Source organism: Nocardia sp. CNS-044 (assembly GCF_059570515.1).
In genome coordinates this window covers 627,101-640,787 of record NZ_JCANSX010000005.1, presented here as the reverse complement: position 1 = coordinate 640,787, position 13,687 = coordinate 627,101, and the positions used below count along the sequence as shown (strand labels likewise).

At 68.5% G+C, this 13,687-nt stretch carries 12 protein-coding genes; 7 read left to right on the top strand and 5 right to left on the bottom strand.

Annotation, left to right across the window (positions count from 1 at the left end):
• Positions 1–344: 344 nt before the first annotated feature.
• The 3 genes from rsgA to T333_RS03880 all read left to right on the top strand — a co-directional run bounded on the left by rsgA (position 345) and on the right by T333_RS03880 (position 3,255).
• On the top strand, positions 345–1,391 hold the full coding sequence (rsgA, locus tag T333_RS03890) for a ribosome small subunit-dependent GTPase A (protein WP_496423687.1): 1,047 nt from the start codon (positions 345–347) through the stop codon (positions 1,389–1,391).
• 120 nt (positions 1,392–1,511) lie between these two features.
• A complete protein-coding gene (locus tag T333_RS03885) occupies positions 1,512–2,363 on the top strand; it encodes an SDR family oxidoreductase (protein ID WP_354998116.1) in 852 nt (283 codons plus the stop codon).
• Positions 2,364–2,634: 271 nt separating this feature from the next.
• Complete coding sequence (locus T333_RS03880) at positions 2,635–3,255, top strand: antibiotic biosynthesis monooxygenase (RefSeq protein WP_354998117.1); 621 nt, start codon at positions 2,635–2,637, stop codon at positions 3,253–3,255.
• A gap of 42 nt (positions 3,256–3,297) precedes the next feature.
• Here the strand turns inward: T333_RS03880 and T333_RS03875 are convergent, their stop codons facing one another.
• Both T333_RS03875 and T333_RS03870 read right to left on the bottom strand, forming a co-directional pair.
• Positions 3,298–5,196, bottom strand: a complete 1,899-nt coding sequence (locus tag T333_RS03875; protein ID WP_496423686.1) for a glycosyltransferase — start codon at positions 5,194–5,196, stop codon at positions 3,298–3,300.
• Positions 5,197–5,322: 126 nt separating this feature from the next.
• Positions 5,323–5,865 (bottom strand): GtrA family protein, encoded by a 543-nt coding sequence (locus T333_RS03870; protein WP_496423685.1) that lies wholly within the window; start codon positions 5,863–5,865, stop codon positions 5,323–5,325.
• 110 nt (positions 5,866–5,975) lie between these two features.
• Between T333_RS03870 and T333_RS03865 the strand changes: the two genes are divergently transcribed.
• Both T333_RS03865 and T333_RS03860 read left to right on the top strand, forming a co-directional pair.
• Positions 5,976–6,965, top strand: coding sequence for a glycosyltransferase (locus tag T333_RS03865; protein ID WP_357256235.1), 990 nt, complete (start codon positions 5,976–5,978; stop codon positions 6,963–6,965).
• Entirely contained in the window at positions 6,962–8,692 is a 1,731-nt protein-coding gene (locus T333_RS03860) for a DUF2142 domain-containing protein (RefSeq protein ID WP_496423684.1), read from the top strand. Before T333_RS03865 ends, T333_RS03860 begins: the two co-directional genes overlap by 4 nt.
• A gap of 147 nt (positions 8,693–8,839) precedes the next feature.
• On the opposite strand, the gene rfbB is transcribed toward T333_RS03860, so the two are convergent.
• Positions 8,840–9,850 (bottom strand): dTDP-glucose 4,6-dehydratase, encoded by a 1,011-nt coding sequence (gene rfbB, locus T333_RS03855; RefSeq protein ID WP_496423683.1) that lies wholly within the window; start codon positions 9,848–9,850, stop codon positions 8,840–8,842.
• A 296-nt stretch (positions 9,851–10,146) separates the two neighbouring features.
• Here rfbB and T333_RS03850 point away from each other — a divergent pair, with 296 nt between their 5' ends.
• Both T333_RS03850 and T333_RS03845 read left to right on the top strand, forming a co-directional pair.
• Positions 10,147–10,860, top strand: coding sequence for a DUF8020 domain-containing protein (locus tag T333_RS03850; protein ID WP_354998123.1), 714 nt, complete (start codon positions 10,147–10,149; stop codon positions 10,858–10,860).
• Between the two features lie 374 nt (positions 10,861–11,234).
• Complete coding sequence (locus tag T333_RS03845; protein WP_496423682.1) at positions 11,235–12,086, top strand: DUF8020 domain-containing protein; 852 nt, start codon at positions 11,235–11,237, stop codon at positions 12,084–12,086.
• Positions 12,087–12,150: 64 nt separating this feature from the next.
• Here the strand turns inward: T333_RS03845 and T333_RS03840 are convergent, their stop codons facing one another.
• Together T333_RS03840 and T333_RS03835 are read right to left on the bottom strand one after the other, a co-directional pair.
• Complete coding sequence (locus T333_RS03840) at positions 12,151–12,561, bottom strand: hypothetical protein (RefSeq protein WP_496423681.1); 411 nt, start codon at positions 12,559–12,561, stop codon at positions 12,151–12,153.
• A gap of 114 nt (positions 12,562–12,675) precedes the next feature.
• Positions 12,676–13,668: an alpha/beta hydrolase gene (locus T333_RS03835; protein WP_354998126.1), complete on the bottom strand. Its 993-nt coding sequence runs from the start codon at positions 13,666–13,668 to the stop codon at positions 12,676–12,678.
• Between the last annotated feature and the right edge of the window lie 19 nt (positions 13,669–13,687).

The window sequence follows — 13,687 nt, the reverse complement described above, 5'->3', positions numbered from 1 at the left end:
CCCCGGCGCAGACCGAGCCGCCATTCGATTACCGCCGATTTCGGCGTGCGCCCGCTGAGTCGGGTAGGCAATCCAGCCCCTCCGAGCGCGAAGGTGTGCGCTCGATGCGGGCAGCCGGGTAGCGGGCGATAAATCGGTTGCGGGGGTGTCGGGTGTCTGGCAGGGTCTTGGGAAGTTGGCGGTTCGAGACGGAAGTGAGGAGGTGGAGATCGTGACGACGAATGTCCGGGTTGTCGTGCCCGCGTGCGCCGCGCTGCCGCGTGCCGCCGCACCGCACTCCACCTCTGTTTCCTCTCGCTGAACCCGGGTCGGGTTCGGCGCCCGACGAATGGATTCTTCCCATCATGGTCGACTACGACCTGCTCGTTCCCTACGGCTGGACGGAAGCCGTAGCCAATGAATACGCCGCGCTCATCGATGACGGGTGCGTGCCCGCGCGGGTGATCCGGATGGATCGCAGCGAATGCGATGTGGCGACGCCGGACGGCTGGGCGCGCGCGAAATGCCCGCGCTCCGATGCCGATCCGAGCGGCTTGTGCACCGGCGACTGGGTGAGCCTCGACGCGCAGCGCAACGTGCGCGCGCTGCTGCCGCGCCGCTCCGCGATCGTGCGCTCCACGGCCTCGCGGCGGTCCGAGGGCCAAGTGCTCGCCGCCAACGTCGACACCGTGCTGGTCTGCACACCCGCCGACGGCGACGTCGACCTCGGCCGGATCGAACGGATGCTCGCCCTGGCCTGGGAGAGCAACGCGCGACCGGTCGTCGTGCTCACCAAAGCCGATGCGGCCGAGGACATTCCGATCGAGACGGTGCAGGCCGTCGCACCCGGCGCGACGGTGCTCGCGGTCAGCGCGAGCAGCGGGTACGGGATCGAGGTGCTCACCGCCGTTCTCGACGGGACGGTCGCGCTGATCGGCCCGTCCGGCGCGGGCAAGTCGACGCTGGCCAACGCGCTGCTCGGCGCGGAAGTGTTCGCCATCAACGCCGTTCGCGCGGTGGACAAGAAGGGCAGGCACACCACCGTGCACCGGGAGCTGCGCCCGCTGCCCAACGGCGGAACGCTCATCGACACTCCTGGTCTGCGTGGCATCGGCCTGTGGGACGCCGCGGAAGGCATCGAGAAGACCTTCAGCGACATCGAGACCTTCGCCGCGCTCTGCCGTTTCGGCGACTGCTCGCACGAGGGCGAACCCGGCTGTGCCGTGTGCGAGGCCATCGAGACCGGGGCCCTCACCCAGCGCCGGTTCGACAGCTATCGCAAGCTCGCCAAGGAGAACGCGTGGATGGAGGCCAGGGCCGACAAGCGCTTGCAGGCCGAACGCGACCGCGCCTGGCGTGGCATCAGGAAACAGCAACGTCAGATGTATCGGGAGCGAGGGTCACGGCGCTGATTCCCTGAGGTAAGCAGTCCCCTATGCAACTAGTTGCATAGGGGACTGCGCTACGCTTAGCCTGCAAGACGTGGCGTCGCGGGCGCGTCTCGTCCGCGGCACGAACGACAGGAGCAGGTCATGACGGAACCGGGTTCGAAGCCGCTGGCGGGCAAGACGTTGATCATGTCGGGCGGCAGCCGCGGCATCGGTCTGGAGATCGCCAAGCGCGCCGCGGCCGACGGCGCCAACATCACGCTGATCGCCAAGACCGATCAGCCGCACCCCAAGCTCCCCGGCACGATCCACACCGCGGCGGCGGAACTCGAGGAGGCGGGCGGGCAGGTACTGCCCTTCGTCGGCGACGTGCGCCTCGACGAGTCGGTGGCCGAAGCGGTGCGCCAGACCGTCGAACGCTTCGGCGGCATCGACATCGTGGTGAACAACGCCTCGGCGATCGACCTGTCCAACACCGACGCCCTGTCGATGAAGAAGTACGACCTGATGCAGGACATCAACTGCCGCGGCAGCTTCCTGCTGTCCAAGCTGAGCCTGCCGTACCTACGCGAGTCGGCCAAGGCCGGGCGCAACCCGCACATCCTGACCCTTTCCCCGCCGCTGAACCTGGACCCGAAGTGGGCGGGCGCCTCGCTCGGCTACACCATCGCCAAGTACGGCATGTCGCTCACCACGCTCGGCCTGGCCGAAGAGCTGAAGAACGACGGCATCGGCGTGAACTCGCTGTGGCCGCGCACCACCATCGCCACCGCCGCCGTCCGCAACCTGCTCGGCGGCGACCAGATGATCGCGACCTCGCGCACCCCCGACATCTACGCCGACTCCGCCTACCTGGTACTCACCTCGCCCGCCGCGAAGACCACCGGCAACTTCTTCATCGATGACGAAGTGCTCGCCGCCCACGGCATCACCGACCTCGACAAATACCGCGTCGTCCCGGGCGACGCCGAGCTCACCACCGACCTCTTCCTCTGATACTCGAACCGGCCCGGCGGACCCCAACTTTCGCCGGGCCGGTCCCGACTCACCACACCCGCCGAACCGCTCCCCACGAACACCGGCCGCCGCCGACTCACAACCGGTGGCAGGCCCGTCCCCGCAGACCGCGCCAACGCCTCAGCCCAGGCCACCTTGCGAAGCATGTGAACCCTTTGCGAGGCCTATTGCCTGAAAGTCGCTGGCGGAGAAGTGTGGAATGTACCGGTGGCGCCACCGGGCGCTGCCTCGTGCAGAAAGGAGGTGGATCGTGTTCGCACGTTCTACCACTGTTCACGCGCAGCCCTCCGCCATAGACGCCGGGATTGCGCACGTGCGCGACGAAGTAATGCCCGCTGTCGAAGGCATGCAGGGCTGTATCGGGTTGTCGTTGCTGGTCGACCGAGGATCCGGGCGTTGCATCATCACGACGGCGTGGGAAACCGAGCAGGCGATGCGCGACAGCGCGGTCCGGGTCCGGCCGATCCGGGAGCGCGCCGCGGAGACGTTCCGCGGCAACGCCGAAGTCGAGGAATGGGAGATCGCAGTGCTGCACCGCGACCATCGCACGCAAGAGGGCGCCTGCGCACGCGTGGTCTGGGTCGAGGGCGACCCGAACCGAGCCGACACGGCGATCGAGACCTACAAGACCCGCGCGCTCCCGGGGATGGAAGAGCTCGAGGGTTTCTGCAGCGCGAGCCTGATGGTCCACCGGTCCTCCGGACGCGGCGTCTCCTCCACCACGTTCGACAGCGCCTTGGCGATGGACCGCAACCGCGAGCAAGCCGCCCGGATTCGTGAGACCAACACCCAGCACATGGGCCTCCGGGTGACCGACGTCGCCGAATTCGAGCTGGCACTCGCGCATCTGCGCGTACCCGAGCTGGTCTGATACCAGCGCGGCGCCGTCGGCTAGACGGCGCCGCGGCTCGGCTCAGTCGTTGATGCCGTAGAGGCGCTCCCAGTTGGCGCGACTGGTGAGTTCCGGCATGGCGGCGCGGTAGCGCTCCTGCAGCTCGGGCAGCTCACGACGCAGGCGGCGCAGCACACGGAACGTCCGCAGCAGCAGCTGGCGGGCGCGAGCCTTGTCGCGCTGCCGCACCCGGACGCCGGACTGCGAGGCGTCGGTGACCACGACGTGATCGAACAGCGAGACGTGCCACCAGTGCGCGTCCTCGCGGGTGATCCCGATCAGGCCGTGCTGGGTGCGGCCGAACCACTGGTTGATCGCGCGCTTGACGAGCACAAGCGCCTCCCGGCTCGGCTCGCCGCTCGCCCTGCGCAACTGGATGTCGGCCGCGCGCACCGGCGGCGTCGCGGCCGGGTGCTTGATCGTCTCGCCATAGTCGTTGCGGCTGGTGCGGGCGGCGGCCAGCGCGGCGATGCCGCCGTCGCGCAGGATCTTCGGACCCTCGAGGAAGTCCTCGATGCCCTGCAACGTCGTGTGCACCAGCCCGTACTGCATGGCGACCAAGTGCTCGGCGATGTTGCGGAAGAGCTGCTTGGTGATCTTCTTGCCGTCCAGATCGGCGTGCATGGCTCCGACGATGAGCGAGTTGCGCGTGCTGAAGTAGCGCGCCCAGTCGTCGTAGTCCTTCCAGTAGAAGTCCGCGTGCCAGACCGCCGCGTTGGGCAGCGTGACGGTGACGAACCCGTGCTCACGCGCCCGCACGCCGTACTCGACGTCGTCCCACTGGAAGAAGATCGGAACCGGCAGGCCGATCTTGGCGACCACCTCGGCCGGGATCAGGCAGGTCCACCAGGCGTTGTAGCCGGCGTCGACGCGGCGCTCCTGGTTCTTCTTCAGCATGCTGGTGTTGCGCAGCGCCTTGGGCACCTTCTGGCCGTGCCGCAGCTCGTGCAGGTGCACCTCTTCGGCGCCGACGTTGAGGTAGTCGGGGTTGAGCAGGAACAGCATCTGCGCGCCGACCAGGGTGGGTTCCACGGTCAGGTTGGCGAAGGCGTTGAGCCGCAGGACCGTTTCCGGTTCGCAGAGGATGTCGTCGTCCATCAGGATGACGTCCGCGTGCTCGTTGACCGCGGAGACCTCGTAGAGACCGCGCGTGAAACCGCCCGCGCCACCGAGGTTCGGCTGCCGGATGTAGCGCAGCTTGTCGCCGAAGACGGGCTGCACCTCCTGGTAGCGCGGCCGGTCCTGCACCAGATCGGTGCCCTGGTCCACCACGTAGACCGCGTCGATCGCGGCGAGCACCGTGGGGTCGGAGGCCAGCGCGGCCACCGTCTCGGCGCAGTCGGCGGCGCGGTTGAACGTGCAGATGGCGATGGCCACCGGGCGCACCCGCTCCGGCGCGACCGAGGTCCAGGTGAGTTCGGAGATGCCGAGCTCGCCGCCGTCGGCGTCGAACTCCAGCCAGATCGCGCCGCCGTCGACGTACTGATCGAGCGGCGCGGTCAGGGTGAGCGGGCCGCTCGCGTCGACCTTGGCGGTGTCGACGATCCTGCGGTGGCCCGCGATGTCCGAGGCGACCAGACGAACCCTGGCCTTCTTCGTCACGTCGAGCACCATCGTGGCGCGCACCTCGGTGACGGTGGTCCAGCGCTGCCAGTAGCTGGCCGCGAACCGGCCGAAGTAGGTGTTGGTGTGGGCGGTGGCGCCCTTCTCCAAGCGCAACGCCAGTCGTTCCCGCGCCGCGCGGCCCTTGACCACCGCGTAGAGTTCGTCGCTCACCTTGGCCGATGGACCGGTGAAGATGCCCCGCTGCAGGACCATCCGGTCCGGCGCCCGATGATCGGCACGCAGCGAGGCGGGCGCGGCGGCGGGCGTAGCGTGATCGTTCGGTTCGGTAACGGCCTGGGTAGCCGACTGCTCCATGAAGTCCTCGAAATCCTCATTCTTGCCGACGGGACAGACACGCCCCTGGATGCCGTGCGCGGCGGGAGCGAGGATATCAACCGACGTCGGAGCCCGCCCGTCCAGCAACCAGGGGTATCACACCCGTTATTGTTGCTGACTATTTGCTACTTTGCCGGTGAAGACGAATTTGTCGTACGCCCAATACCGGAAGACCACCGCGACGATCTGACCTACCAGTGTTCCCGAGATGTTGTCCGACAGCGGGCTGGAGAGGTCGAGAACGTAGCGGGAGAACCCGAGGCAGCCCAGTTGCAGACCGATGGCGACGACATTGAACACGGCGTAGAGCAGGTACTCGCGCGCCGGATTGTCGGTCCGCTTGTCGCCGAAGGTCCACCACTTGTTGCCGAAGTAGGTCACCACCGTCGCCACCGCGATCGCGATGATCTTGGCGGGCAGCGGCGCGTGGTACAGCACGCCCTCGCCGCCCCAGAACACCAGCACGTTGTAGGTGCCCGCGTCGACGAGGAAACCGATCGCGCCGACCACCAGGAAGGCCGCGCCCTTGCGCAGCGCCGCGACCAGCTTCGTGATCAGCGACTCGCTCGACGGGACCGGGGCGGGCGCGGACGCCTCGGCGGACTCGGAGCGCTCGGGCGTCGACACGGGCTGCTCGGGGAAAGACACCGGGCGACGGTACCCCAGCACCCGAATGCCTCGGGTGCGCGCCGGATGTCCCGAGCCATGTACCCTCCCCCGTGTTCCCCATTCGCGCCGACATCGAGGAATGACCCCGGGTGGACTCCACCGAGCTTCGTATTGCCGCCGTGGTCCCGTGCCACAACGAAGAGGCCTCGGTGGCCAAGGTTGTCGCCGACCTCCAAGCCGCTGTGCCGGGAATCGTCGTCTACGTCTACGACAACCTGAGCACCGACCGGACCGCCGAACTGGCCCGCCAGGCAGGCGCGATCGTCCGCCAGGAACACACCAAGGGCAAGGGCAACGTGGTGCGGCGCGCGTTCGCCGACATCGAGGCCGACGTCTACCTGATGATCGACGGCGACGACACCTACGAGGCGGCCGACGCCCCGCTGATGATCAAGACGCTGCTCGACGGCCCTTACGATCACGTGCTCGGCGTGCGCAAACAGGACGCTTCCGGCACCGCCTACCGCGCGGGCCACGAGGCCGGCAACCGGGTGCTCAACGGCGTGGTCGGAAAGGTGTTCGGCGAGAACGTCGAAGACATGCTCAGCGGCTTCCGGGTGTTCTCCCGCCGGTTCGTCAAGAGCTTCCCCGCGGTCTCCCGCGAGTTCGAGATCGAGACCGAGCTGACGGTGCATTCGCTGCACCTGCGGGTTCCGCAGACCGCCGTTCCGGTCGGCTTCCGCGATCGCCCGGCGGGCAGCGAGTCCAAACTGCGCACCTACCACGACGGTTTCAAGATCCTCGCGCTGATCATCGGCTTGGCCAGGCACGAGCGGCCCGTCGCGTTCTACGGTCTGTTCGGCACGCTGAGCTGGCTGGTCTCGATCGTGCTGACCATTCCGATCGTCATCGAATTCACCAGGACGCACGAGGTTCCGCGCTTCCCCACCCTGTTCCTCGGCTTCACGCTGCTTCTTCTCGGCAGCCTGGCCTGGACCGCCGGGTTGATCCTCGACGGCATCCGCCGGTCCCGCCACGAGGCGGCGCGGCTGGTCTACCTGCGCTATTCGGCGGTCGTCGCGGAGGACGACCCGTTCCGAAACGGCGGTGACGCGTCAGGCCCAGGGGACGCGCGGTGACGACGTCCGCCGATCGCGGCAGCACGGTGGGGGCCGACGGGCACGAGGGGGAGCAAGGTCGGGACGTGTCGGCGAACGGGTCCGCGAAATCGACCGACGGTGCGAAGGTCACGCCGGGCACGGAACAGGCCACGGCCACGCGTGAAGAGGACGCGGCCGACACCACGAAGACGATCGACGCGTCCGGCACGGAACAAGCCGCCACACGCGAAGAAGGTTCGACGTCTTCCGGCGCGTTCGGCACGGTCCGAAAGGCCGGTCGCGCCATCGTCACTCGCTTCGGCGCGGCGACTGTCGCGTTCGCGGTGATCACCGCCCTCTTCGGCTCGCTGTTCGCCGTGCTCTCCCCGCCGTTCTGGGGCCACGACGAGATCACCCAGTTCGGCCGCGCTTACCAGGTCGCGTACGGCGGCTTCCTGCCGCAGCAGATCGAGGACGGTCGCGGTCTCGCCTACGGCGGCGATGTGCCCGTCAATGTCGACGCGCTGATGGGCTATTCGTTCCGCGACTACCAGGACAACCCGCAAGAGCCGGACCCCATGGTGGCCGATCCCGGCGCGTACGACCGGCTGAAGAGCGCCCCGGTCGACTCGCCCATGACGTCGGTCTGGTTCACCAACACCGCCGCCTACTCCCCTGTGCCGTATGTGCCCGCCGCCGTTGGCATTCGGGCCGCGGGGCTTTTCGACCTGGACGTGGGCTCGATGGTGCTGCTGACCCGGCTCGCGGGTCTGCTCGCCTACCTGATCGTGGTCGGCTTCGGCCTGTACGCGCTGCGCGCGCATCGGGTGCAGTGGCTGGCGTTCACCGTCGCGGTGCTGCCGATCGCGGTGTTCCAGGCGGGCACGGTCACCGCCGACACGCTGACCAACGCGCTGGCCATCATGGTGTCCGCGTTGCTGATCAAGGCGCTGTTCCTCGGCAACGGCCTGAGCCGCGCCGAAACGGTCGCCCTGCTCGGCGCGACGCTGCTGCTGCCGGTCAGCAAGCCGACCTACGTACTGCTCGCCATGCTGGTGGTGCTGGTGCCGGTGGACCGCTTCGGATTCTTCGGCGGTGCGGCGGATTCCGGCTTCACCTGGCGCCGACTGGTGCCGTGGGCTTTCGCCGCCGGAGGCGCGCTCGCCTTCGCGGTCTGGATGAAGATCGCGGCGCCCACCGGCGACGGCATGAGCCTGATGCGTCCGCCGCACCAGTGGTACACCGTCAAGCCCGGTGAACAACTCGGCGAGATCCTCGGTGATCCACTGCATTTCCTGAGCGTCTTCGGCGACAGCATCTCCTACCGCGACCAGCGCTGGTTCACCCAGTTCTTCGGCGAACTCGGCTTCGCCTACATCGATGTGCCCGCAGTCGCGGTGCTGGCCTGCCTGCTCGCCTTCGCGGTGAGCGTCGGCATCGCGGACCGGATGAACCCGCGCACCGCCACCTTCGTGCGGACGCTGGTCGTGGCGCTCACGGTGGCGGCCAGCGTCGCGATGATCTACGTGACGCTGTACATGTCGTTCACGCCGGTCGGCTACTACATCATCGACGGCGTGCAGGGCCGCTACTTCGTGCCGCTCGCGCTGGTCGCGTTCGCGGCGCTGCTGCGCTGGATGCCGTTGCGGCTCACCGACGCTCGCGGGAAGACGCCGACGCGGGGACCTGCGGTGACGATTGTCGTCGCGAGCTCGGTCGCGCTGATCGCCTCGGTCGCGAAGTACAGCACCATCGTCTGGGGCTGAGCCTTCCGAGCCGCACGGTGGCCGGCGTCCAGCTCGGGGCCGGCTTCGGCGCGACGGTGGTGTGCGCGGTCGCCGCGGATCGTCGAAATGGCGGCTACCGCTGTCGCAGCGGGCAGATCTAGGGATTCACCGGGCCAGGCCGGTGAACTACGCGAGGTCCAGAGTCTGCTCACCGGCCGCCGTGTAGGCGCGTTCGGTCGCGGCTTTGTCCGGACGCCACCAGGATTCGTTGTCGCGGTACCACTGGATGGTGGCCGCCAGGCCCGCGCGGAAGTCGGCGTAGCGCGGGGTCCAGCCGAGTTCGGTGCGCAGCAGGGTGGCGTCGATCGCGTAGCGCTGGTCGTGGCCGGGGCGATCGGTGACGTGGTCGAAATCGTCGGGGTCGCGGTCGAACGCCTCGAGCAGCATCCGCACCACGGTCTTGTTGTCGAGTTCGCCGTTCGCGCCGATCAGATAGGTCTGGCCGACGCGGCCGCGGTCGAGGACGTCCCACACCGCGCGGTTGTGGTCGTCGACGTGGATCCAGTCGCGGATCTGATGGCCCGCGCCGTAGAGCCGAGGACGCACGCCGTCGATCAGGTTGGTGATCTGGCGCGGGATGAACTTCTCCACGTGCTGGTACGGGCCGTAGTTGTTGCTGCAGTTGGACAGCGTGGCGCGCACGCCGAACGAGCGAGTCCAGGCGCGGACCAGCAGGTCGCTGGACGCCTTGGTCGCGGAGTACGGGCTCGACGGGTTGTACGGGGTGGACTCGGTGAAGGCGGGCGCGTCGGGGGTGAGATCGCCGTACACCTCGTCGGTGGACACGTGGTGGTAGCGCACGTCGTGCCTGCGAACGGCTTGCAGCAACGAGTAGGTGCCGACGATGTTCGTCTGCACGAAGGGCCACGGCTCGGTGAGCGAGTTGTCGTTGTGCGATTCGGCGGCGAAGTGCACCACCGCGTCCACTCCGCTGACCAGCTCGTCGACCAGGTCGAGATCGGCGATGTCGCCGTGCACGAATTCGATGCGGTCGGCCACCGGATCGAGCGACGCCTTGTTGCCCGCGTAGGTCAGGGCGTCCAACACGGTCACCCTCGTGCCGGGCCGCTCGGCCACGGTCTGCTGGACGAAATTCGCACCGATGAATCCGGCGCCGCCGGTTACGAGCAATCGCACGCTACGACCTTACGTGGGCAGGCACCCGACTTCTATGGCGGAGGGCTATCAAAGGCTCTAGCCCGAAGAGTGTGACCTTCGTCTCTTTACGTTTCGCTAGGAGAATGACGACCGGTTTGGTTCGCCGCCGAAAACCCTGGATTCGGGTGCACGTTTCCGGGACCGCACCAAGCCGTGAGGCGCAATGGTGAACAAAATTTGAATTAACGGTCACAAACGGTTCACCACGCGTTAGCTGCTCTAGATTTCGATCATCTAGTCCCCTCCGAACGCTTCACATCGAGGTTCCAAACAAAATGCTGATGAGGAAATTCGCCGCCACCTCGGCGCTGCTGATCGCCGCGCTCGGCGTCACCGCTGGCGCGGTCAACGCGTCGCCCACCGCTCCGGCCGCTGATGCGCCGATCAACTTCACCGCCAGCTCCACCGACACCCAGTCCATCATCTCCCTCGACTCCGGCTCGCTGGTCGTCGAAGACGACGCGCTGAAGATCAAGGCGGCCGACGGCACCGTCGTCGCGGGAACTCCGCTGAAGTTCCGCGTCGACGAGTTCGAATTCCCGATCGCCGCGGAGATCTCCGACCGCACCGCGACCCTGACCCCGCAGCTCGACGTCGACAAGGCCGTGTACAAGCCGGTCGCCCTGCCCTACGAGGACAAGGCGCCCTGGAAGAGCGAGTACGACCGTGAACTCGCCGCGTTCAACCGCATGAAGGACACCATCGGCATGGGCGCCACCATCGGCACCCTGGTCGGCGGCCTGAGCGGCGCGGCCGTGGGCTGCGTCCTCGGCGGCATCGCGGGCGCGACCGTCGCGTCGGCCACCATCGTCGGCCTGTTCGGTCCGTTCATCCCGGCCGCGGCCATCGGCTGCATCGGTGGCATCCTGGCCGTCGGCGCGCTCGGCACCCTCGCGGGTCAGATCCTCGTCACCGCCCCGGTGGCCATCGGTGCCGCGATCCAGTACTTCGCCACCATCAACCAGCCGTTCGTGCCCCCGGCCAAGTAATTCGAACGGCTTGCCGCACAACTGAATTCGCGCGACGGAGTCGCGCTTCAGCAGGCCCCGCCCGGTCCGACCGGGCGGGGCTTTCGCATGCCGGGCGGCCCGACCTCGACGCACCCGCGCCACGACGCGGCGCACATTCTCCGCAACCCGTTCGGTTCCGCTGTGTTCCGCGCCACCGCGCGCTTGACCCGAACAAAAGTTCAGGTTCTACCGTCGAGGCGGAGCCGAGGACCGAACGGCTCCGAACAGGGAATTGTCGAAGCGGATGGTAATCGAGTGAACACAATCTTAACAATACTGATTCCTATGGTTACCAATTGTTTGCGCCTGAGCGCACAATTCCCGGCACATCGCGGATAAGGGGATACGGACAAATGCTGATGAGGAAATTCGCCGCAACCGCCTGGCTGCTGGTCGCCGTCGTGGCGAGCACCGCGGGCACCGCCACCGCGGACACCGAGGGAGCGGGGTTCACGGCGAGCGCCGATGGGCCCGCCGCGACCGGCCACACCGAGACGGCGCGCTTCACGGGGAGCGCCGACGGCACCGCTGTGACCGGCCACCCCGAGACGATCGGCTTGACGCCACGCACCGATGGCATTCCCGTGACCGGCCACCCCGAGACGATCGGCTTCACGGCGAGCACCACCGGCGACACCGCCGTGATCGGCATCGACGCCGGAGCGCTCGTGATCGCGGACGAGGTCCTGGAGATCCGGGCCGACGACGGCACCGTCCTCGCGGGCACGCCGCTGAAGTTCCGCGTCGACGACTTCGAGTTCCCCATCGCCGCGGAGATCTCCGGCCGCACCGTCACCCTTACGCCGCGGCTCGCCCTCGACGAGGCGCGCTACCGGCCCGTCGCCCTCCCGTTCGAGGACAAGGCCCCGTGGAAGAGCGAATACGAACGTGAGCAGGCCGCATGGTCGCGGATGACCAGCACGATCGGCCTGGGCGTCAGTATGGGCGCGCTGCTCGGCGGACTCGGCGGCGCGGCCGTCGGCTGCGTCCTCGGCGGCATCGCGGGCGCGACCGTGGCGGCAGCCACCATCGGCGGACTGTTCGGGCCGTTCCTGCCCGCGGCCGCCGTCGGCTGCCTCGGCGGCATCGCCGCGATCGGCGCGCTGGGCGCGGTCGCGGGTCAGTTGTTCGTGACGGCTCCCGTCGCCATCGCGGCGGTCGCCCAGTACTTCACCACGATCAACGCGCCTTTCCCGGCGAAGTGAGCATTTCGGTCCTGTTGGAAGCGGCGCGCGCCGATGGTGGCGCGCGCCCGATACTCGAGCCCGATCAACGCGCCGTTCCCTGCGACGTGAGCCGGTCCCGCAGGAAGCGGCGCGCGCCGATGGTCGCATAGCCGCCGGTCAGGGCGACCAGCGCGGCGGCGACACCGCGGTGGATGTCGCCGCGGACCACGTGCGCCGTTCCGCTCGCGGTGTCGAGGACGTCGACCATGAGAGCGAGACGCTGCCAGCGCGGTCGGTCGGCGGGCGCGGCGGTCAGGTAACCGAGACCGAGCGCGAGCGCGCGAGCGCCGAAGATCCGGGTCATGTAGCCGAGTTCGGGAGTCGGGCGGGTCAGCGCCAGGCGCGCCGCCGTGCGCGGCGCGGCCAGCGCGGTCGCACCGAGCGCGATGCGACCGTAGGCGAGCGCCGAAAGAGCCCGGTCGAGTGTCATCGGGGTCGTCTCTGTAGCCACCATGAGCTCAGCCTGCCGAAACGCGACATCGGAGTCGATTACGTCAGAGGTAATACGACAGCATCCCGCCCCGGGCGCGGGCCCGGGGCGGGACAAGACTCGTCCGGCCGACCGTGATCAGGCCGTCCGAGCCTGCTCCAACTGCTCGAACCTGGTGCGCACGAAACGCGCGACCCGGCCGAGCGCCGCCCGGGATTCGGGCAGGTTCGGCGCGATGCTCATGAACGCGTGCACTTGGCCGCGCCACAGCTCGACCGCGTGCGGCACGCCCGCCGCGACGAGCCGCCGCGCCATCAGCTCGCAGTCGTAGCGCAGCACCTCGTCCTCGGCGGCGATCATCAGCACCGGCGGCAGCCCGGCGAGCGCGCCGTTCACCGGCGAGAGCAGCGGATCGAGCGCGCCGTCGATCTCCGCGCCGAGTTTCACGACGGCTTCCAGCGCCGACAGCGGGATGTACGGATCGCGCGCGACGTTGACGTACTCGCGCTTGGCGGCGTAGTCCAGGTCCAGCAGCGGGCTCAGCCCGATCAGTCCGGCGGGGACCGGAAGTCCGGCCTGCACCGCGCGCAGCGCGGTCGCGAAGGTCAGGTAGCCGCCCGCCGAATCACCGGCGAAGACGATCCGGGCCGGATCGGCGCCGTGCCGCAGCAGCCAGCGGTAGGCGGTGAGGCAGTCCTCGACCGACTCGCCGATGCTGCCGACCGGCAACTGCCGATAGTCGACATTGACCACCGGAAGACCGATGCGCCTTGCCAGGCTGGCCGCGACCGGCCGGTGCGTCTCCAGTCCGCACACCGCGAAGCCGCCGCCGTGCATGTACAAGACCGCGCCGTGCCGCAGCGCCCGCGCCGCGCCGGACGGGCGCACGATCTCCATCCGGAAACCGCCGAGGGTGACCTGCTCGCGTTCGATGCCGCGCGGGGCGGGGCGCAATCGGGCCAGCCCGTCGATGGCGAAGGCGCCGACGGGAATGGTGGCCCGGGTGATCGGGGCCATCCGCAGCATCGGCCGCACCACACCGCGGCAGGTCGCGAGCAGCAGCCGCGCCGCGGCGCTTGGGCCGTCCGGATTCATCACGATGGCGGAGCCGTCGGCCCTGGTCGCTGTCATCGCGCACCTACCTCACACT

What these genes read in the sequence shown, in the direction of transcription:
- rsgA (WP_496423687.1), top strand. Translation starts at nt 345, where the DNA reads ATGGTCGACTACGACCTGCTCGTTCCCTACGGCTGGACGGAAGCCGTA.
- T333_RS03885 (WP_354998116.1), top strand. Translation starts at nt 1,512, where the DNA reads ATGACGGAACCGGGTTCGAAGCCGCTGGCGGGCAAGACGTTGATCATG.
- T333_RS03875 (WP_496423686.1), bottom strand. Translation starts at nt 5,196, where the DNA reads ATGGAGCAGTCGGCTACCCAGGCCGTTACCGAACCGAACGATCACGCT.
- T333_RS03850 (WP_354998123.1), top strand. Translation starts at nt 10,147, where the DNA reads ATGCTGATGAGGAAATTCGCCGCCACCTCGGCGCTGCTGATCGCCGCG.
- T333_RS03845 (WP_496423682.1), top strand. Translation starts at nt 11,235, where the DNA reads ATGCTGATGAGGAAATTCGCCGCAACCGCCTGGCTGCTGGTCGCCGTC.
- T333_RS03840 (WP_496423681.1), bottom strand. Translation starts at nt 12,561, where the DNA reads ATGGTGGCTACAGAGACGACCCCGATGACACTCGACCGGGCTCTTTCG.
- T333_RS03835 (WP_354998126.1), bottom strand. Translation starts at nt 13,668, where the DNA reads ATGACAGCGACCAGGGCCGACGGCTCCGCCATCGTGATGAATCCGGAC.